This window comes from Oceanisphaera sp. (assembly GCF_048268965.1).
GTDB lineage: Bacteria > Pseudomonadota > Gammaproteobacteria > Enterobacterales > Aeromonadaceae > Oceanimonas.
The window spans coordinates 36,119-57,395 of record NZ_JBLWUK010000012.1; the positions used below are offsets into that span (position 1 = coordinate 36,119).

Annotated in this window: 17 protein-coding genes; 2 read left to right on the forward strand and 15 right to left on the reverse strand. The window is 55.7% G+C overall.

What is annotated here, in order from left to right:
* Positions 1–3: 3 nt before the first annotated feature.
* From ACN0VL_RS07560 to ACN0VL_RS07625, 14 genes are all read right to left on the reverse strand, one after another.
* A complete protein-coding gene (locus tag ACN0VL_RS07560) occupies positions 4–2,130 on the reverse strand; it encodes a putative bifunctional diguanylate cyclase/phosphodiesterase (RefSeq protein ID WP_417616066.1) in 2,127 nt (708 codons plus the stop codon).
* A gap of 3 nt (positions 2,131–2,133) precedes the next feature.
* Entirely contained in the window at positions 2,134–2,517 is a 384-nt protein-coding gene (locus ACN0VL_RS07565) for a response regulator (protein WP_417616067.1), read from the reverse strand.
* Positions 2,514–4,379 (reverse strand): ATP-binding protein, encoded by a 1,866-nt coding sequence (locus tag ACN0VL_RS07570; RefSeq protein WP_417616069.1) that lies wholly within the window; start codon positions 4,377–4,379, stop codon positions 2,514–2,516. Before ACN0VL_RS07570 ends, ACN0VL_RS07565 begins: the two co-directional genes overlap by 4 nt.
* Before the next feature lie 506 nt (positions 4,380–4,885).
* The gene (locus ACN0VL_RS07575; RefSeq protein ID WP_417616071.1) at positions 4,886–5,776 is read right to left on the reverse strand and encodes a polysaccharide lyase; all 891 of its coding nucleotides are present in this window, start codon (positions 5,774–5,776) and stop codon (positions 4,886–4,888) included.
* 254 nt (positions 5,777–6,030) lie between these two features.
* Complete coding sequence (locus tag ACN0VL_RS07580) at positions 6,031–8,394, reverse strand: Tex family protein (protein ID WP_417616073.1); 2,364 nt, start codon at positions 8,392–8,394, stop codon at positions 6,031–6,033.
* 72 nt (positions 8,395–8,466) lie between these two features.
* Positions 8,467–8,946 carry a transcription elongation factor GreB gene (gene greB / locus ACN0VL_RS07585; protein ID WP_417616075.1) on the reverse strand — a complete coding sequence of 160 codons (480 nt, stop codon included), beginning with the start codon at positions 8,944–8,946 and terminating at the stop codon, positions 8,467–8,469.
* 335 nt (positions 8,947–9,281) lie between these two features.
* Entirely contained in the window at positions 9,282–9,710 is a 429-nt protein-coding gene (locus ACN0VL_RS07590) for a hypothetical protein (protein ID WP_417616077.1), read from the reverse strand.
* Positions 9,711–9,958: 248 nt separating this feature from the next.
* A complete protein-coding gene (locus ACN0VL_RS07595) occupies positions 9,959–10,252 on the reverse strand; it encodes a hypothetical protein (RefSeq protein WP_417616079.1) in 294 nt (97 codons plus the stop codon).
* Between the two features lie 66 nt (positions 10,253–10,318).
* Entirely contained in the window at positions 10,319–10,690 is a 372-nt protein-coding gene (locus tag ACN0VL_RS07600) for a hypothetical protein (RefSeq protein ID WP_417616081.1), read from the reverse strand.
* A gap of 232 nt (positions 10,691–10,922) precedes the next feature.
* The gene (locus tag ACN0VL_RS07605; RefSeq protein WP_417616083.1) at positions 10,923–11,168 is read right to left on the reverse strand and encodes a Rho-binding antiterminator; all 246 of its coding nucleotides are present in this window, start codon (positions 11,166–11,168) and stop codon (positions 10,923–10,925) included.
* A 49-nt stretch (positions 11,169–11,217) separates the two neighbouring features.
* Positions 11,218–11,703: an Lrp/AsnC family transcriptional regulator gene (locus tag ACN0VL_RS07610; RefSeq protein ID WP_417616085.1), complete on the reverse strand. Its 486-nt coding sequence runs from the start codon at positions 11,701–11,703 to the stop codon at positions 11,218–11,220.
* Between the two features lie 373 nt (positions 11,704–12,076).
* On the reverse strand, positions 12,077–12,406 hold the full coding sequence (locus tag ACN0VL_RS07615; RefSeq protein ID WP_417616087.1) for an AzlD domain-containing protein: 330 nt from the start codon (positions 12,404–12,406) through the stop codon (positions 12,077–12,079).
* Positions 12,399–13,124, reverse strand: coding sequence for an AzlC family ABC transporter permease (locus ACN0VL_RS07620; protein WP_417616089.1), 726 nt, complete (start codon positions 13,122–13,124; stop codon positions 12,399–12,401). The genes ACN0VL_RS07615 and ACN0VL_RS07620 overlap by 8 nt, the downstream gene beginning before the upstream one ends.
* A gap of 189 nt (positions 13,125–13,313) precedes the next feature.
* On the reverse strand, positions 13,314–15,617 hold the full coding sequence (locus tag ACN0VL_RS07625) for an FdhF/YdeP family oxidoreductase (RefSeq protein WP_417616091.1): 2,304 nt from the start codon (positions 15,615–15,617) through the stop codon (positions 13,314–13,316).
* Positions 15,618–15,891: 274 nt separating this feature from the next.
* On the opposite strand from ACN0VL_RS07625, the gene ACN0VL_RS07630 reads away from it, so the two are divergent.
* A complete protein-coding gene (locus ACN0VL_RS07630) occupies positions 15,892–16,812 on the forward strand; it encodes a LysR family transcriptional regulator (protein ID WP_417616093.1) in 921 nt (306 codons plus the stop codon).
* Positions 16,813–16,933: 121 nt separating this feature from the next.
* Positions 16,934–19,453: an EAL domain-containing protein gene (locus ACN0VL_RS07635; RefSeq protein WP_417616095.1), complete on the forward strand. Its 2,520-nt coding sequence runs from the start codon at positions 16,934–16,936 to the stop codon at positions 19,451–19,453.
* 84 nt (positions 19,454–19,537) lie between these two features.
* Here ACN0VL_RS07635 and pckA read toward each other — a convergent pair whose 3' ends face one another.
* Positions 19,538–21,151 carry a phosphoenolpyruvate carboxykinase (ATP) gene (gene pckA, locus ACN0VL_RS07640; protein WP_417616097.1) on the reverse strand — a complete coding sequence of 538 codons (1,614 nt, stop codon included), beginning with the start codon at positions 21,149–21,151 and terminating at the stop codon, positions 19,538–19,540.
* Between the last annotated feature and the right edge of the window lie 126 nt (positions 21,152–21,277).

Genomic DNA, 21,277 nt, shown 5'->3' on the forward strand with positions numbered 1-21,277 from the left:
CAATCAGTATCCTTGTTTCAGAAAATCAGCCAGGGGAATCGGCTTGCTGAACAGGTAGCCTTGTCCGTAATCAACCCCTATGTCGACCAGCTGTTGCCGGAGGTCATCGGTTTCAACGAATTCCGCTATGGTTTTAAGTCCCATGGACTGCCCCACCTTGTGGATGGCTTTGACCATGATGTGGGCAGTGGGATCCTGGGCCATGGCGCGAATGAAAGAGCCATCAATCTTCAAATAGTCGATCTCGAGTTCACGCAGGTAACTGAAAGAACTCAGACCGGTACCAAAGTCATCCAGCGAGATGCGACACCCCATCTCGCGCAGTTCGGCAATAAAGAGTTGGGCATCGGTCAGGCTGCGGATGGCGGTGGTTTCGGTGACTTCGAAGCAGAGGCGTTTGGGATTGATGCCGTGGGCATTGATCCTGTTGACGATTTTCTTGACGAAGTCCGGTTCCGAGATGGATTGTCCCGACAGGTTGATGGACCAGAGCCCTGGGGTGTCGAGGGGAAGCTGCTCCAGTACCAGCTCGATGACACGCAGATCGATTGCCGGCATCAGGTGATAGTGCTCGGCGGCGAACATGAATGCACCGGGCGCGATGACGGCGCCGGTGTCATCGATATAGCGCAGCAGGATCTCACCGTGTGACTCCTCGGTGTTATCGGGTTGCAGGGGGACTATGGGCTGATAATAGGGCACAAAGCGGTTGCTGCGCAGCGCTTCCTGAATGCGGCCAATCCAGCGCATGGCCTCGGAGCGAGAGGTTTGCTCGGTATTGTATTGACTGCAGATCTGCAGGCGGTTGCCGCCCTGCTCCCTGGCGATATCCAGTGCGATGTTCAGGCTGGACAGCAATCGGTCAACGGACTGGTTTTCGTGTTTTATCCCCGAAAGGGCAACACGGCAGCTGATGTTCTGGTGTTGTTCACCGTTGGTGACGCTGAGGTTGCCTATGTCTTCGATGATTTTTTGGCCGATTTTCTGCGCATGTTGCATCGAACAGTTGGGTAACAGCAGGGCGAAGGTATTACCGGTGAGCCGGGACAGGGTATCGCTGTTACGGATGCAGGCATTCAGAATATGCGTGACCCGCAGTAGCAACTTGTCGCCTTCGTCGAATCCCATGACATCATTGATCACCGAGAACTTGTCGATATTGACCAGGATCAGCGAGTGGTGGAAGCTTTGGTTTTGCTTGGCTTGCAGAGCGCGCTGCAATTGGTGCGCGAAGCCCTCGTGCTTGACCAGACCGGTTTTGTCGTCGTAGATACTGAGAATGGCCTTGGTCACTTTGCCCGCCATGGCCCTCAACAGCTTGCGATCGCTGTTGGTAAAGTCGTTCCTGTTCATCATTTTCGCCAGCATCAGAAAACCGATACAGTTCTTTTCCTGACTTTTGATGGGGCAGATAGTGATTTTGTAAGGCAGTTCGCAGTCGCAGCAATGGCGTGCCAGTTCATCGAAACTGTTGACCACGAATGCCTCGCCGGAGGCGGTGACATGGTCGAGAAAGTATTGCCGGCAGCCGCTCATGGCGTACTGAAACTCGTCTCGTTTGGCCTGGTCGGCGCCCTGGGCTATCTCTATTTTTTGCCTGGGCAGCCACAGGTAGGCGAAATCCACGGACAGATAGTCGACACAGCCCTTTACCAGCTGATTGATGGCAGACTGGCTTTTCTCGTAACCGAGTGGCTGGGTGTCGATGTCATAGATCAGATGGAGCTCTTCGTAACGGTCGGACAGCTCGGTGGCCATGCTGTTGAGCTCGTACAGCAGTGCTATCTCGTGGTTGAGGCTGTCCCGGATAAAGCGGCTCAGCTCGAGTGCCTCATCAATATTGCCCTGTAACACCAGGTAGAGTCTGGCCCAGATAATATCATTGTCGGTCTTGATGACGTGGGTGATGACGGTGTTGTCTCCCTGTTGCTGCACCCATTCTGCTGCATGTTCCGGACCTGGCGCCAGATGGGTGAACCAGCCGGGCTCCAGGCTTTCCGATGACTCGGAGGCTTCTATTACCCTGCCGTTCTGGTCCTGCACCAGCCATCCTTGCAGCTGGGGAAGCTGGTTGGCGGCATAGTGCAGGTAGCGTTTGAAATCGACCGTCGACAGTTCGAGTAAGGACATGGCTCAGGCCTCCGAACGGCGGGCTTCGAAATAGCTACCCAGCTCAGATGTCAGCTGACGCATGCTGAGGGGCTTTTCGTAAAACCAGAGGTTGTGGAAGTCCTGTGACCAGATGCGGTGCTCGATCTCGGTACGTGAGGTCAGCAGCACAATAAGAAAGCTTCGGTTGGGTATTTCCACCTGAATTTTCTTGCATAATTGCTCTCCCGACATTCTGGGCATCTGGATATCGGTGATCAACACATCGGGCGGGCTTGCCTGCAGATGGGCGAAGGCCTCTTCGCCATTGCTGCAGGTGCTGACCTGGTAACCCTGTCGCTCCAGTTGCAGGCGCATGATCCTGAGAATATGGGGTTCGTCGTCTACCAGTAATATGCTTAGAGTCATGTTGGTACCTTTTGTAACAGGCCGACGGTTTTATCAAACTGGATGCGAAAACAGGATCCCTGGCCCAGATCGCTCTGCACGCTGATACTGCCATGCAGCAAGCCGACGATTTCCCGGGTGAGCGACAGGCCGAGACCATGCCCCGGGCGCTGGCTCACTTGCTCGTTGGCGGAACGGAAATGCCGTTCGAATACTCGGGAGCAGTCGGCTTCGGAAATACCAATGCCGGTGTCCTCGACCATGATGATGATGCTGCTGTCGGTCTCCTGCCCGCGCAGGCTGACGGTGCCGTTCTTGCGGTTGTACTTGATGGCGTTGGTCAGCAGGTTGGTGACGGCGATACGAAGCAGATCCTTGTCCAGGTAAACGGGCGGCATCTCGTTGGGCACATCGAACTTGAAATGGATATCCTTGTTGCGAGTGCCGGCGGAAATCGTGCTCAGGACGTCTTTTAGCAAGTCATGGAGCCGGACGTGATGACGCTCCGGCTTGATGGTGCCGCTTTCCAGCTTGCTCAGGTTGAGCAGGTTGTTGATCAGATTCGAGAGCCGTTCGGTTTCGTCGTGAATGATATTGCAGGCTTCGATGCGAAAGTCTGCCGAGTGCCCGTCTTCGCCCAGTAACGCCTCGCTGTACATGGAAAGGACATTGAGCGGTGTTTTCAGTTCGTGTGCGACCTGGGCGATAAACTCGCCGCGATGGGCGACGGCCAGCTGCTGCTCGGTGATATCCCGACCGACGATCAGGGTGCCGAAGGTCTTGTCCGGGCGGCTGGGCGAGAACAGGGGGTAGCGATGGAAACGAATTGAACGTTCGGTGTTGCCCGCTATGGTCAGGGTTATTTCATTGGTTTTTTTGGCACCGAGCGCCGTATTGTTGCTCTGATTGCTGAATCGGATGAGATCGGAATAGGGACACCACTCGGCCATGGTCGCCCCTTCGTTGAGCGGTGTCTGAAGGTCCAGGTAATAGCGCAGCTTGCTGTTCGAAAAACACAGTCGGCCAGTGTCGTCGAGCACAAAAACGGCATCGGGCAAGGTCTGTAGAATGGAGTTCAGCCGGGAGTTTTTGAATGTCACCAACTTGCTGTTCAGCAACAGTTCGTGGTTGCTCACTGCCTGATGTTGCTGCTGCTCGTTAACCTGTGCCATGACGCCATTGAAGCGCTGGATAAACTCGAGTAGTTCACCGTCGGCTTCGAGCTGGAGAGTGCCAATTTGGTTGCCGTTGAGCAGCTGCCCCAGCTGGTCATTCAGTGTGTTCAGCCGACCCCGATCCAGCCGAGTCATGAAGTAGATGGCACAGCCCAGATTGAAAACGAGGAAGGCCAGGGTGGCGAGAAAGGGCAGTTGGGCCGTGAGGCCGCTCCAGCCGGGCGCGAAGAAGCCCACTCGGACAAAGGCCCGCAGCTGTCCATCCTGCAGCAGGGGGGCATGAAATTCCAGTATGCTCGGGGAGCCATCGGCCGCTGCTATTTCTTGTTCGCCGAACCAGAATGCCGGTTCGCGGGGAATGTTCAGAGCAGGAATCCGGACTCCGACGGCGGTGTGTTGGGTGAGGGGGATGCCATCGGGGCTGACCAGAGAGAGATAGGCAAAATGTTTGTCCAGCAGCGCATTGTGCATGGTGTTCATCAGCGAATTATTGCCCATGTTCGAAACAAGCTGTTCGACCGGCATGGCGCTGATGATCTTGACCAGACTCTGCCCCTGGCTATGCAGCCATGATTCTTTCTGCTGACTCAGGTGGTGGGAGATGATGGCCGTAATACAGCCGATGATCAGCAGCGAGATAGCAATGACTGCCAGGCCTTTGCGATCGGCGCGCCATTCGAACAAGCGTGAGGTTAAGACGGCTGACATTGTCCTGGCCTCCTGACGAAGAGCGAAGACTTCGGTTTATGAAGGAAGGGGGAGCTGCCTGCGACACGGCGCTGTGAAGGCGTTATGTCCGTTTCCTTCCGGGTGGTGTATGGCGAGACAATCCTTGTCTGCATCTAAAAACTCCTGCATGAATACCGTAGGGCTGGCCCCATCCGTGGGTGCGCTTGAGCAGTTCATTTCGTTGGTATACTGGCTATCATGACTAGTTCAATTAAGCACAACTATACTCATATGACAACAAATTAACCATTTACCTGTCTGTTTTTGCTACAGGCCTTGGCCACAGCCGGGAAGCCCGGTTGGCTATAACAATGGGCAGTAGACGATGAGCGTAACGGAGAGGAGTTCCGCAGTCGTTTTTACTGGCCCGACTCCGGTAATGGGGCAGATTCGGGGGTACGCAGCCGCACCGCGCTAACCAGCGACACCAGCACAACACTCAGCAGCATCAGCTGATTGTCTCTACCACCCTGCGAGACAGCTAATTATTGCCACTTGATATTGTCTATTCTTATATAGCCATCTCCGGTCATTTTCCAATCGTCAGTTCCGCCACCCGGGAATACAGAGATATGAGCCGTATCGATTTTACTATCGTCATTTTTAAATCTAATGTTTCTTTTTTCAAATCTAAGAATGTTGTCGATAAAAATCTTTAAAATACCATCTTTTTTATTTCCGTTATTCAGCTTTACCCAATATTTGATGTTGAATTTTTTCTTGCTATTTATGTAGCCTATTGTCGATCCAAAAGTATCTCCGTATTTACCTGGCTGATCCATATGGTATACATAAGGAATTAACCGTCCTCCCTCTCTCCACATGATGCGTATGCTAAAGCCGTCACCATTCCATGCGGGGTTGCCAGCAGTATAGCCCTTACCACCACTCAATCCTGGAATTTTCCCACCCTTGCTCCATGGGAATCTTGAATCAAATCTAATATCAAAAGAGAAACTGTAATTATTTTTTTTGACAATGGATGACTTTATTATCCCTCCGCCCTGTGAGCTGCCGAGAGAGCCTTTAGGTAAATAAAATCTCAATCTCTTCTGCTTGTCTATGCTTAATCGATTGCCACCTTGCAGGACTTTGTAATTACCAAAATCTTTTTCTACTTGTGTCTTGCCATAAGCAGTCCAGGCGGGCCAGCTATTAAATGACACCCAATTGGAGTTGTACGTTTTCGCATCAATCGGCCTGCTCAATAAAAGCAAAAAAACAGCAAGCATTGTCTGAAGTGAAAGTTGGCTTTTATTCATGGACATCACCCGCTCTGCAGCTCCAATTGGCATCCATGGCTGGCGCTCCACCCCGGAAGACGCCTCTGGCGGGGTTCCCCCGGACAGACTTTTGCCATCGTTATGCTCTTTCATGACCGTGCACCTCATCTTGTGCCTACTGGGCTCAGTTTAGGCATGAAGTGAGGCTGAGGGGAATGGGCAATCAGCTATAACGTTGAGGTTTTATTCGACAGAGCTCGTATACGAGACCCTAGCGGGGCCTGCTTCGCCGACCCTCCGCGCCAGGGCCGAAAGATGCGCCTGCCGTTTCGGTTACTTAACACCGGCCTAACCTTATTCTTTATGCAGACAGGCCGGAGTACTCCGGCCTGTCTGTCACGCAGATCTTACTTTTTCTTCTGCAAGGCGGCGGCCAGGGCCGCGCCCATGGCGCCTTGCGGGGCGGTTTGTTCTTTGCGGACAGGGCGGCTGTTGTTCTGGCCTTGGCTGCCATTACCGGCGGCACCGCGGTGACCCGCTGGCTTGCGCTCTTCCCGGCGCTGGCCACCGTTATTGCCACCGCTACGGTTACCGTTGCCATGGTCGGCGGCATTCTGCTCCAGACGCATGGTGAGGGCGATGCGTTTGCGCTGCAAGTCCACTTCCATCACCTTCACCTTGACGATGTCGCCGGCCTTTACCACCTCGCGCGGATCCTTGATGAAACGGTCGGTCAGGGCAGAGATATGCACCAAACCGTCCTGATGCACGCCGATATCCACGAAGGCGCCGAAGTTGGTGACGTTGGTGACTACGCCTTCCAGCACCATGTCCGGGATCAGATCCGAGGGCTTTTCTACGCCTTCCATGAAGCGGGCAGCCTTGAACTCGGGGCGAGGATCCCGGCCCGGCTTGTCCAGCTCCTTCAAAATATCCTGTACCGTGGGCAGACCGAAGTCTTCGTCGGTATAGTCTTGCGGGTTCAGGCTGTTCAGCAGGCTGCTGTTGCCGATAAGCGATTGTACCGGCTGCTGCAGGCGTTCCTGAATTCGCTTCACCACCGGATAGGCCTCCGGGTGTACCGATGAGGCATCGAGCGGGTTTTTGCCGTCGCGAATACGCAAGAAGCCGGCACATTGCTCATAGGCCTTGGGCCCCAGGCGAGGCACTTTTAACAGTTGCTTGCGCTCGGTAAACACCCCTAGCTCATCCCGATAAGCGACAATGTTTTTTGCCAGCGTCGGCGTCAGACCAGACACTCGGGTCAGCAGGGGGGCCGAGGCCATATTCACATCCACGCCCACGGCGTTTACGCAGTCTTCCACCACCGCATCCAGGTTACGGGCCAGTTGCGTTTGCGACACATCGTGCTGATACTGGCCCACGCCAATGCTTTTAGGGTCGATTTTTACCAACTCGGCCAAGGGGTCTTGCAGGCGGCGGGCAATGGACACGGCGCCGCGCAAAGAAACATCCAGATCCGGAAATTCGTTGGCTGCCAGCTCGGAGGCCGAATAGACGGAAGCACCGGCTTCGCTCACCACCACTTTTTGCAGCTTGAGCTCCGGGCTTTGCTTGATCAGTTGCTCCACCAGACGCTCGGTTTCTCGCGAGGCGGTCCCGTTACCTATGCTGACCAGGCTGACCTGGTGGCGGCGACACAATTCATCCAGGGTCCGCAGGCTCTGCTCCACCTTCTTGAAGGGTTCAAACGGATAAATAGTGTCGTGAGCCAGCAACTTGCCGGTGCCGTCTACCACCACCACTTTTACCCCGGTACGAATGCCCGGATCCAGGCCCATGGTCACGCGTGCGCCGGCGGGGGCCGCCATCAGCAGGTCTTGCATATTCAGTGCAAACACCTTGATGGCTTCCACTTCGGCCTGCTCGCGGGCCTGGCCCAGCAGCTCGGTTTCCATCTGCAGCGACAGCTTCACCCGCCAGGTCCAGCTTATTACACCGGCCAGCCAGGTATCGGCGGCGCGCCCTTGAGGCTGCCAACCAATAAAGCGCGCAATAATGGCTTCACAGGGGTGGCTGCTGGCCTCGGTGTCTACGGTCAGCGACAAGCTGAGCACGCCTTCGTTACGGCCGCGCAACATGGCCAATAAACGGTGTGACGGCACGCGATTGATGGGCTCTTGATGCTCAAAATAGTCTTTAAACTTGGCGCCGGTTTGCTCTTGTCCGGCGACCAGACGTGACTGCAATTGACCTTGCTGTTGCAAATACTGGCGTACGGCCTCCAGCAAGTCTGCCTGCTCGGCAAAGCGCTCCATTAAGATGTATTTGGCGCCATCCAGGGCGGCTTTTTCATCGGCGACACCGGCCTCAATATTGATAAAGCGGGCTGCGGTTTGCTGTGGATCCTGGTTGGGGTTGTCAAACAGGGTGTCGGCCAGCGGTTGCAAGCCGGCTTCTATGGCAATCTGTCCCTTGGTACGACGCTTGGGCTTATAGGGCAGATATAAATCTTCCAGCCGGGTTTTGGTGTCGGCCGCCAGCAGCTCTTTTTTTAGCGCGTCTGTGAGTTTGCCCTGTTCGGTAATCGAATTGAGGATCACGCCACGCCTGTCTTCCAGCTCGCGCAAGTACCCCAGTCGGCTGTCGAGGTTACGCAATTGAGTATCATCAAGGCCGCCGGTTGCTTCTTTACGGTAGCGGGCAATAAAGGGCACGGTGGCACCCTCGTCCAGCAGTCGCACGGCGGCGTCTACCTGCTGTTGCGAGACGGCCAGCTCGGTGGCCAGGGTGTGATGGATCTGGGTCATAATCATCGGGCTCCGGGCAGGGCGGCGTAGTGCGCCCTGTCAATTACAGAAAGAAAAAGGAAAAGCGGAGGCTTATTCAAAGGGGGTGTACTGAATTTTGTTGATATACCACTCTTTCAGGCCAGAGGGAGTTTGTACCTGAATCTCGTCGTCCACCTGCTTGCCAATAAGGGCACGGGCCACGGGCGAGTTGATGGTGATGTAGTTGTTTCTGGTGTCGAGCTCGTCGGTACCCACTATGCGATAGCGCACCACCTCGCCGTCTTCGTTTTCCAGCTCCACCCAGGCACCGAAGAACACCTTGCCGTCCTGGCGTGGATCGTAGTCGACGATTTTCAGGGCCTCCAGCCGCTTCATCAAAAAGCGCACCCGGCGGTCTATTTCACGCAGCCGTTTCTTGCCGTAGATGTATTCGGCGTTCTCGCTGCGGTCGCCAAGAGCGGCGGCTTCCGACACCGACTGGGTGACGGCGGGACGCTCTACCTTCCACAGCTGTTTGAGTTCTTCGTCCAGCTTGTGCCAGCCGGCACGAGTGATCAGGTTGGTTTTCATCAAGCATTCTTTCAATGGCCAAACAAGTGCCAACCATTGTGTCTCAGCGTTGCAGAAGAAGAAAGCCTTTGAAGGTCTCGGGGGTGACAGAGCAGCAGAGCAGCAGAGTAGGTTTTGTCCTGGTCGGTCGTTATACCCGGGCGAGGTGGCCAGGTGGCACAGCGATGATTGGAAAAATAACGAGGGTGAGGGCATCTGGCACCGTTCGCCGCCGCTGGATATCAGGGGAATGAGGGAAAGGAAAAATAATGACGGGAGCAATAAGGAATTCACCTAGCTTGCTCGCGCCACTTATCTAGTGAATAAGTTGTTCAATCAGGGCGGTAGCCCTACTTTTATTCAAATATATATTTTTTCTCTACTTCACGTTTGGCAAGAATGTATTGGTTATGGTCGATAGCTCCGATTTCCAGTTTGTCATCTAACTTTGAGATTTCCTTTTCCTTGTCTTTTCGCAACTTTTGTTTAGTGAGCGAGTAGTTGATTTCCTTGGAGCCTTCATAACCACTAATAGGATCCCACAATATGGATAAGGGCCAAAAAAGTAGGTTCACGACGCCGAGGCCTGGTTCACGGGCATAGAAAGAGCCGCCACCGGGGAGGATGCCAAGTGCGGCGCCGGTAGCCGGGTTTTTGTCCTGCACCAGCACATTGTTGTGCTCAAAAGTACGATATTCCCGCTTTTCCACAGAGTTCAATCCTGATGCACATCCTGTGGTCAGAGATGTAGCCAAAACGAGCGTGAGCATAGACTTCTTTTTCATTTTTTCATCCCGAAAGTGAATATTATCTGGTTAATAGCTTGGCTACTGAAATAAAACTCCATTTTATGTCAGATAGTCAGCGGCTCGGCTAAAACAAAAATCAGGATCAGGATTGATCCCTTATTTATGTAGTACGCGAAATTCATGATATGACTAATTTTGTCGCATGGAGTCGTTCGAATGTTAGCTAAAGAATGGTGACGAGTCCATTTCCTCTATGGATTCGTTATAAATAATTAAAAGCTCTGTCAGCCGTTATGACGGTTTGAGGCAGATGGCCATAGCAAGTGGATGATAATGACTAATAAAGAGAGCAGGGCGTAAGCCATGATAACGGCAATTTGCAGATAAAACGCGGTAATGCCGCCCTGATCACCGCTGTAAGCTGCAAAATAGAGGGAGGCGGCGCTGCCGATAAAGACCAGCATACCGCCGAGCAGTCGATATATCAGGCGTAGGCTGGGACGTAATCTGCCGGAAACCGGTAGACTGAATAAAAAAAACACCACGGGGGCGAGCAACAGCAATAAGGCAATCAGCATGGTTGCGGCTCCAAAAGAGGATGAGTCACAGGGCTGGCAGGAAGCGCCGGATAGCAGGGAGTCCGGTTATTTGTCTTCAGGCTGATCCTCGGGGAAGCGCTGCTCGGAGGCAAGGCGTCGGTTGATAATCCGGATCAGGCGTCGTTCATTCGCGAAGGCGGAGAAGGCAAGCCCGATAGCCAGAACAATGAACAGCAGCAGGGTGAGGGTCATCATCGGCAGCAGCGCCGCCATCAGCGGCAGGCTGGACTCGGGCAGGGTGCCGGATTGCAGGTCTGCCGCCACCGCCCAGGGGTTGACCAGATGCGGTGTCGAGGTCCACAGCCAGGCGGTGAGCGCTATAACCAGTGCCAGCAGTATCTTGCCCATCCAGGGCCAATGATGAATGAGCCGTGCTCGTCTGGCGAGGTACAAGGATTCTTCCGAGGATAGCTTCATCTTATCTCCTGGCCTGATGGCGGTTCGGCGAGCACACTATGAACATAAGTAATCTCTTATGACTGATGTGGATTTTGGCGCTGGTTTGTCTTTATCGTCACCCTCGCGAAGGCGGGGGTCCAGTGCCTTTGTAGGCGCCAGAACCACACCTGTTATGCGGTATTACTTACCATAGCAACGAAACGGTTGATCGGGTCCCTTGTCCGCCTTCGGGAATAGGGCTGGTGGCGATTCAATCGAAGTTGATTACCCGAAAGTGCGGGTTGGCGACGTTCGCCGCCATACGGGTAATGGACGCAAGCGGGATCAGGTGCTCCGCGTCATCGCTCTGTATCTTGATGCACTCCTGCCGCTGCTCGTTACGAGCGGTATCCAGGGCGATGCCGCTTAACTCGTCGCCCGAGGCCAGCGTTAGGATCACCGGATACCGATACAGGCAGGCAATCTCGATATAGTCGTGTTGTTCACAGCTCATCATGGTGTCGCTCTCCAAAAAACCACACTTTTACCCCTCACCCCTCATAGCGTCACCCCAGATGATCCAGCGGCAGGGCGGTTTCGTGTTTGATACGGCGCAGCACAAAACTGGATCGCACGCCGGTTACCCCCTTCACGCGGGTGAGTTTGCCAAGTAAAAACTGCTGATAATGTTCCATATCACGCACTATTACTTTTAGCTGATAATCGGCCTCGGTGCCGGTCACCAGGTCACACTCCAATACTTCGGAAAAGCCATGAATGGCGGTATCGAAGGACTCGAATCGCTCGGGCGTATGCCGGTCGAGGGAGATATGAATATACGCCTGCAGGCTTAAACCGAGTTTACTTGCGTTCAGCAAGGTCACGTGATCGGCAATCAACCCCGCATCTTCCAACGCCTTGACCCGCCGCGAGCAGGGCGAGGGTGACAGGCCAATACGCTCGGCCAGCTCCAGGTTGCTGATGCGACCATGGCGTTGCATCAGCTCCAAGATGCGGCGGTCGGTTCGGTCGAGTTGTAATAAATTGCTCAATATTTTCACCTGGTGGAATGATTGTGCTCTGCTGGTAGTATAAGGGGTGAGTTATTGCTTAAGAAGATGAATTTAGCCTTTTATTCGCAACCACTCACCCCAAAGAAAGCGCTAACATAGTTTCATCTTCTGGAGACAAGCAGACCGATATCCTCGGAGCCTGTTGCAAGCCGATTTACCCCGTCGGCAAGCACCACAAAGGCCACACTCGAACAGGGTGAAAGGCCGGGAGCTAGGGCCACAAGCCCGATGCAGAGCACAAAAAGCCAGCCATAAAGGCTGGCTTTGGTGTTTCTGGCGTTCGGAAGCGGCAACCTGGTTCCTTGCGCATGTCAGGGCGGAGGGCCTTGCTGTCGGCCGAGCAAGGCAGATCCTAAAAGCTGTAAAACTTCAGTATCCAGAAGGTGATCATGCCCAGACACAAGGGCCAGAAGACCCCCTTGAAAGCCCAGGCCAGTATGGCCGTGACCAGGGCCGCCGTTATCTGTGCGATGCTCACCGAGTCCAGGGTGGTTTTATCCTGGAATATGACGGCAGGGATGGACAGCGCAGCCAGCACGGCGGGAGCCAGCAGCTGCAATGTGGTTTGGTGCTTGCCAATATTGAAGCTTCCCCTGCCATGGAGGTGAACGAACGACAGTCGAATGGCGAAGGTACCAATGCCGACGGCGATGAATATCAACCAGAGTGTCAGGTTATCCATTGTTGTCCCTTTGTGCCTTCAGGCTGATTTTGGTGATGAAAGAGCTGGCAATCAGACCTATGGTGGTCCCGCCGATAATGGCCGCAATAAAGCCCAGATTATAGGGGAGCTGGATCAGGCTGATCGCCACCAGAGCCGAAAACACCGCGGTGATCAGCGAGGCCCGGTTGCGGATACTCGATACCAGCATGGCGACGAATGCCAGGGGAATGGCGAACTCCAGTGACCACGCGGCCGGTATCTGTTCGCCAACCAGCAGGCCGAGGATGACTGAGCCCACCCAGCTTACCGCCAGCGCCACTGCCGTACCGGCGAAATAATACAGCTTCTCCCTGTCACTCTGGTCGTGCGTAAAGCGCGTTGCACACAAGCCATAGGCCTGATCGCTTATCAGATAGACCAGGGGCCATTTGTGACGGGTCTTCAGTGAATGCAGCAGCGGGGCGAAGGTGGCGCTGTAGATAAGGAAACGAATATTCACCATTAGCGCGGTGAAGATAATGACCGCTGGTAAGGCCTGCTCCTGAATCAACTGATAGGCCGCCAGCTGTGCCGAACCGGCAAAAAACAGCAATGTCATGCCAATGGTCATCTCGGGGCTGAACCCCAGGCTGGTGCCATTGGCCCCGGCAATAAGCCCAAAAGGCAAGACCCCCGGCACCATCGGCAGCAAATCTTTTACCCCTTCAAAAAAAGTGCGTTTGCCGCTTGATGACATCTTTGATTGTCCTTGTAGGTTCATGTAGTTTCGGGCGCAACAGGCGCAACAGGCGCAACAGGCGCTAGGCGTTCAATACCAGAGCGACTCGTGCGCGCCGGGTTAACGTTGAGCGATGCAGAGCACCAACGCCAGCCGCAGGGCTGGCGTTGGTGCGTTTGGAGCGAGAGTATACAGCGTTTATCGTGCTTAAATAATCCGCTCCGCCTCCTGCTTGCGGATCAACACCGGAATCGACTTGGAGGTGGGCGTATCGCTGCCGTCGCCGACGCTGTGCAGTGGTACCAGGGGGTTGGTTTCCGGGTAATAGGCCGCCACGTCGCCGGGCGGAATATCGTAGGCCACTACCTTGAAGCCACCGACCTTGCGCTCGGTGTCGTCCAGCCAGACGCTGACCAGTTCGACCCAGTCCCCTTCTTTCAGCCCGCGGCGCTTGATCTCGTCCGGGTGCATAAACACCACCATGCGCTGACCGTATACGCCGCGATAGCGATCGTCCATGCCATAGATGGTGGTGTTGTACTGATCGTGGGAACGCAGGGTCTGCAGAGTAGACAGCATGCCCTGGGCTCGGTTGGTAATGGCCTCCGGGATCAGGCTGGCGGGCAGGGCGTCGGCGCCAAAGTTGGCCTTGCCGCTGTCGGTCTGCCACTGATAGCGGGCGGCGCTGTTGCCCAGGTAGAAACCGCCGGGTTGCTGCAGTTGCTCGTTAACGCGCTCGAAGCCGGGAATGGTGGCGGCAATGTGTTCGCGAATGCGGTCGTAGTCATCGGCCAGCGCCAGCCAGTCTAGCGGTTTGCTGCCCAGAGTGGCCTGGGCGATACCGGCGACGATGGCAGTTTCCGAGCGCTGGTGCGGGCTCTTGGGTTTGCCCACGCCTTCGGAGGCATGCACCATGCTGAAGGAGTCTTCCACGGTAATGAACTGGGAGCCGCTGGCCTGCATATCCTGTTCGGTACGGCCCAGGCAGGGCAAAATCAGCGCCTCTTTACCGGCCATCACATGGCTGCGGTTGAGCTTGGTGCTGATCTGTACCGTCAGCTCGCAGTGGGCCAGGGCCCGGGCGGTGACATGGGTATCGGGTGCTGCGGCGGCGATGTTGCCCCCCAGCGCAATAAACACCTTCGACTTGCCATCCAGCATGGACTGAATGGCAGCTACCGCATTATGACCCGCCTGGCGTGGCATGGGATGCTTGAAGTGCTGCTCCAGCCGCTCGAGAAAGACGGTGTCGGGTTGCTCGTTGATGCCGACGGTGCGGTTGCCCTGCACATTGCTGTGGCCCCGCACCGGGCACAGGCCGGCCCCCGGCTTGCCGAGCTGGCCGCGCAGCAGCTGCAGGTTGACGAGTTCCCGAATGGTGGCCACCGAATGCTTGTGTTGGGTGATGCCCATGGCCCAGGTCACTATGACTCTTTCGGCGCCGGCATGTACTGCGGCTGCCTGGGTGATTTGCGCTTGGCTCAGGCCCGATTGCTCGGTGATCTGCTGCCAGGTGGTGGCGGCCACTTGTGCGATGTAGGCGTCCAGCCCTAGGGTGTGTTGTTCGATAAAATCCCGGTCGAGCAGGCCGGCCTCGCCCCGGGCCAGCGCCTCGGCGTCCCATTCCAGCAGGCATTTGACCATGCCGCGTATCGCCGCCATGTCACCGCCCAGTCGTGGGCAGAAATAGTGGCTGGAAATGCGCGAGTCTTTTGGCGTCAGCATCTCTATCGGACTTTGTGGATCGGCAAAGCGCTCCAGGCCCCGTTCCTTCAGGTTGTTGAAGCTGACGATGGCGGCGCCGCCTCGGGCGGCGTTACGCAGACTGTGCAGCATGCGCGGGTGATTGGTGCCCGGATTCTGGCCGAATACGAAGATGGCATCGGCTTCGTCGAAGTCGTTCAGGGTGACGGTGCCCTTGCCCACGCCGATGGCCTGAGTCAGGGCCACGCCGCTGGCCTCGTGGCAGAGGTTGGAGCAGTCGGGAAAGTTATTGGTGCCAAACGAGCGACCGAACAGCTGATAGAGATAGGCGGCTTCGTTGCTGGCCCGGCCCGAGGTATAGAGCTCCAGCTGATCCGGGTCTTCCAGCGCCTGCAGGTGGCTGGCGATCAGGGCGAAGGCATCGTCCCAGGAGATGGGCTGGTAGCGGTCGGTCTCCCGGTTCAGGTACATGGGCTGTTCGATGCGTCCCTGATATTCGAGAAAATAGTCGCTCTGGCGCTGCAATTGGCTCAGCGGGTGCTGGCGAAAGAAGGCCGGCGTGACCAGTTTCTTGGTGGCTTCCCAGCTGATGGCCTTGGCGCCGTTTTCGCAGAAGGAGAAATGCTTGCCCTGTTCGTCGCCCCAGGCACAGCCGGGGCAGTCGAAGCCCTTGACCTGATTGGCCCTGAGCAGATTGCGGATGTTGGCCGCCGGTTTTTTGCTGCCGAACACGAAACGGGTGGTGGAAGCCAGGGCGCCCCAGCCGCCGGCTGGTCCCTGATAGGATTTTATTTTCTTGGTCTTCATGATGGTATCTGGTTTCTTGCTGGTGCTGCTATTGAAGTGGCGTCAACCCGAGGGCATGGGTGTCCCCGACGGTGGTGGCCACAGGATGATAACCGGGCAGAGTTTCGGGCTGACAGAGAGGCATCACAACACTCGGCGAAGGCAGTTGAATCGTGGGGCCAGTGTAGACAGCTGGCGGGCGGCAATCTAATCGAAAGACTCGATGTGCTGAAAGATGTAATCTATCAAAACAACTAGCAGTCATATTTATTAGTGATTAAAGAGTGAAGGCATCGTGGACATCAAACAGCTGCAGTATCTCTGTGCCCTGGAGCGGGAACGGCACTTCGGCCGAGCGGCCCAGGCTTGCTGTATTACCCAGCCGACCCTGTCGATGCGCATCAAACAGCTGGAGGACGAGCTGGGTCTGGTTCTGGTGCGCCGGGGCAAGCAATTCGAGGGGTTTACCCCGGAAGGGGAGCGGGTGCTGGCGGGGGCCCGCAATCTGCTGAGCCAGTACGGCAATCTCAAGCTGGAGGTAGAAGCCATGAAGGGCAGCCTCACCGGTACGGTGCGGCTGGGCCTGGTGCCGTTAAGCTGCATGGATCTCAACCCGATACTGGCGCTGCTGCGCCGGCGTTATCCGGGCTTAAGTTTCGAGATCAACGACATGACCGCAGACGCCATACTGCAGGGACTGGAAAACAACAGCCTGGATATAGGCGGCGGTTTTTTCGAGCCCGAGGTGCTGGCACGATTGAACAGCCTGGCCCTGCCGGAACAGGGGGTGAGGGTGGCGTTTGGTGCGGCCTGGCGCGAGCGGATACCCTTGCAGCCGACGCCGCTCGATCTGGCACAACTGCCCCTGTGTCTGCCGAAAACCGGCATGTACTTTCGCCATTATCTGGAAAGAGTCTTCGACCTGCAGGGGGTAAGGCTGCAGCCGATGCTGGCATCCAATTCGGTATACCGGCTGATGCGGGCGGTGCATTCCGGTCTGGGTTGTGCGCTGATCCCCGCCGGCAGTGCCTTGTTTACCGAGCTGCCGGGGGTCGAGAGCCGGCCCTTGGCATTGCCGGCCATGAGCCGGCTTGGCGCCCTGGTGATGCGTGGTGACTCCCAGGCCAGTGTCCTGGCGAGGGGCTTTTTTGATGTTGCCAAAGAATGCTGGCAGCCATCAGGCTCGGCCCACACAAATGACGAAGCTGTTCTATGATTAAGGTTTGTTGTGCTTGCTAGATGGTTTTTGTAGCCGTGTGGGAGGACTTTATGCAAGGCAGCGCCTGGGCCCTCTAGTCATTCTGCATCAATATCACTGAATTAAAGCGATAACCACCATGAGCATGGATATGCGACGGCAGTATCATCAGGACGATTATTTGCACCCTATGGCTGATATTAATGCTCAGGGCAGTCATGACTGGCGTCATTTGTGTGAACAGGTGGCTGCTAGTGTAGACGCCTTGTCTGCCTGCTTTGTTTTTTTTCACGCCCATGAGCCCACGCCGTCTGTGGTGGCAGGTTCAACATGGCCCTTGTTACCTCGGTGGTCCCCCGCCGATTATCAGGCCGTCTGGCAGCAGAAAAAATTCTACTGTGCCATTGCCGGGCCTGGCTCCAGCCTGGATGAAAGTTATCTGGCGGTGCCCATCCTGCATGAGGCACTCAACGGACTATTGCTGCTTAAGTATCCGGCCTCGCCGCCGGCACTCCTGCCCCGGCAACGCCAGTTGCTGGATACCATGGCGGCACATGGTGCCTTGTTGTGGCGTGAGCACACACGGCAATTACGGACCCACAAACGGGAAGGCTCCTCCCGGCGGTTTCTGAACCGGCTCAAGGCGTTGTTCGAGCATGTGCCCATTCCAATTAACGCCTTCAATGCGCAAGGGCGCTGTATTCTGTGGAATAACGAATGTGAGCGGCTATTCGGCTGGAGCTTTACGGAGATCAGGGAACACCCGGCTCCCATCAGTCTTTTTTATCCCGATCCCGCCGAGCAACAACAGGTCATGGCTACCTTGAGCACTCATAACAACTCTGTGTTCAGAGAGTGGCGGCCCACCAACCGGGCAGGAAAAAAGCTGACTACCCTGTGGGCCAACATCATGCTGCCCAATGGCGACATGTTGAGTGTGGGGCACGATGTCAGCGAACAGAAAGAAATAGCGAATCAGCAACGCCTGGCCGCCAGCGTATTCGGGGCGAGTTACGATGGCATCATGATTACGGATCCCGACCACCGTATTATTCATATCAATCCGGCTTTTACCCGCATTACCGGTTATTCGTCTGCCGAGGTATTGGGGCGCACCCCCAAAGTGTTGCAGTATTTTCATTTTGATGATGATTTCTACAACCAGCTGCACCAGCACTTCAAGACGGAAAATCATTGGCAGGGTGAGCTGTCGAGCCTGCGCAAGAATGGCGAGAGCTATTCATTGTTACTGGCTATTTCTGTAGTAAAGGATGATGAAGGCAGGGTGCTCAATCATGTCGCCATCTTTTCCGATATCAGCTATTTGAAAGATCATGAGGCCGAGCTGGAGCATAGAGCCTGTCACGATGCCCTCACTGGGGTGCCTAACCGGGTGTTGTTTGGCGAGTTGTTGGAGCACGCGATTGCGTCGGCACAGCGTAACTACGGGCGCCTGGCGGTCTGCTATCTCGATTTGGATGGCTTTAAGGCGATAAACGACGGCCTGGGTCATGCCGCGGGAGATCGGCTGTTAATCGAAATCAGTCGCCGCCTGGGAAAAGTCACCCGTAGCTGTGATGCCATGTGTCGCCTGGGTGGGGACGAGTTCGCGCTATTGTTTACCGAGCTGCACAATAGCCTGGAGTGCGATGAAATACTCGAACGGGTACAAAGCGTGGTGAATGAGCCCCTTGAACTGGACGGGCACAGTGTCAGGATATCGGCCAGTATAGGTGTGGCGCTGTATCCGCAAGACAGCCTGGATGCCGAGCTGCTGCTGCGCTATGCCGACCAGGCCATGTATCAGGCGAAAAAGCAGGGCAAGAATGCCTATGTATTTTTTGATGCCGCGCTTCATCTGCAAGAGCAAAACAGGCTGCAGCAACTGACGCGGCTGATTAATGCTTTTCGTCAGGGAGAGTTTCTGCTGTATTACCAGCCCACGACGGATCTGTTTACCCAGCAGGTGGTGGGGATGGAAGCCTTGCTGCGCTGGAATGACCCCGAGCATGGCATAGTGACTCCGGAGGGTTTTTTACCCGTTATCGTCGGCAGTCATATGGAATTTGAACTGGGGATGTGGGTCATAGAGCAGGTGCTGGCGCAAATGACGCAATGGAGCCAGCAAGGGCTGGTATTCAAAGTCAGTTTCAACGTCAGTGGCGGTCAGCTGCTGCACCCGGACTTCAGCAAGGAGCTGAACCGCTTGCTGGCCCTGTATCCGCAGGCTCTCCCCAGCCTGCTGGCGCTGGAGTTTCAGGAAAATGCCGTGCTGACTGACATCAAGGCTGCCGTGGCCGTGCTGGAGCGATGCCGCAGCCTGGGGATATGTGTGTCGATGGACAACTTTGGCACCGGTTATTCCTCGTTATCCCACCTGAAACGATTGCCGCTCGACAGCATTAAAATCGATCGCAGCTTTGTCTGTAACCTGCTATCGAATACCCATGATGCCTGCATGATTGAAGTGGTGGTGCAACTGGCCGCGACCTTGAGAATGGTGGTAGTGGTTGAGGGGATGGAAAGGTTTGAGCAGGGCGAGCGGCTGAAGGAGCTGGGCTGTTACTATGTTCAGGGATATGGCATCTCTCGGCCCATGCCGGCCGAACAGGTTGGAAGCTGGCTGCAGGAATGGAACGACAAGTATTTACCCCATTGATGTCCGCTGCAGATCGGCCAATGGCCTCTAAAAAAAGACCCGGGACTAAGCCCGGGTCTTTTTATTGCGTGTGTTTACCTGCGGTTACAGCTGTGGGCCCGCAGCAACCAGGGCTCTGCCTTCTGCGGTGTCGGTGAACTTGTCGAAGTTGTCCACGAAACGCTTGGCCAGATCCTGTGCCTTGACGTCCCACTCGGCCGGGTCGGCATAGGTTTTGCGCGGGTCCAGAATGGAGCCGTCTTCCACGCCGTTCAACGCGGTCGGGATCGCCATGTTGAAGTAGGGCAGTTGCACGAACTCGGCATCTTCAATGGAGCCGTCGAGGATGGCATTGATGATGGCGCGGGTCGCCTTGATGGAGATCCGCTTGCCGGTGCCGTTCCAGCCGGTGTTGACCAGGTAGGCTTCGGCGCCGGCCGCATCCATACGCTTGGCCAGCACTTCGGCGTACTGGGTTGGGTGCAGGCTCAGGAAGGCGGCACCAAAACAGCTGGAGAAAGTCGGCGTTGGCTCTGTGATGCCGCGCTCGGTACCGGCCAGTTTGGCGGTAAAGCCGGACAGGAAGTGATATTCGGCCTGTTCGCGGGTCAGCTTGCTCACCGGAGGCAGCACGCCGAAGGCATCGGCAGTCAGGAAGATCACCTTCTTGGCATGGCCGGCTTTGGAGACTGGCTTGACGATGTTGTCGATGTGATAGATGGGGTAGGAGACACGGGTGTTCTCGGTCTTGGAGCCATCATCGAAGTCGATGGTGCCGTCTTCTTTCACGGTGACGTTTTCCAGCAGTGCATCGCGGCGGATAGCAGCGTAGATTTCTGGCTCGTTTTCCTTGCTCAGCTTGATGGTCTTGGCGTAGCAGCCACCTTCGAAGTTGAACACGCCGTCATCGTCCCAGCCGTGCTCGTCGTCGCCGATCAGCTGACGCTGGGGATCGGTGGACAGGGTGGTCTTGCCGGTGCCGGACAGGCCGAAGAAGATGGCCACGTCGCCGTCTTTACCCACGTTGGCAGAGCAGTGCATGGAGGCGATGCCCTTCAGCGGCAGCAGGTAGTTCATCATGGAAAACATGCCTTTTTTCATTTCGCCGCCGTACCAGGTGCCACCGATCAGCTGGACCCGCTCGGTCAGGTTGAAGGCAACGAAGTTTTCGCTGTTCAGGCCCTGTTCTTTCCAGTTGGGGTTGGTGCACTTGGCGCCGTTCATCACCACAAAGTCAGGCTCGAAGCCTTCCAGCTCGGCCTCGGAGGGGCGAATGAACATGTTTTTCACGAAGTGCGCCTGCCAGGCCACCTCGGTCACGAAGCGCACGGCCAGGCGAGTATCCGGGTTGGCACCGCAATAGGTGTCAACCACGAACAGGCGCTTGCCGGACAGTTGACCGGTGACCAGGGCCTTCAGCTCGGTCCAGGTTTCCTGGCTCATCGGCTTGTTGTCGTTCTTGCCCTGATCGGCCCACCAGACGGTGTCACGGGTGACGTCGTCACGCACTATGTACTTATCTTTTGGAGAGCGGCCGGTAAAGATACCGGTGTCCACGGCAACGGCGCCCAGGCTGGTTTCCACGCCTTTTTCGTAGCCTTCCAGATCCGCACGGGTTTCTTCGGCGAACAACTGCTCGTAAGAGGGGTTATGAAGGATCTCGGTAACATCGTTGATACCGTATTGCGAAAGGCCTAATTCCTGCGCCTTGGACGTCATATTATCTCCTGGTACAAAGGGGGTTGGTTAAGCGTAATTATTGGTATGGTTTATTGCGGGGAGGTTAGCAGTAAATTCGTTGAATTTAGGGGATCAGTGTCAAAATTTAGAGAATTGCATAGTAAA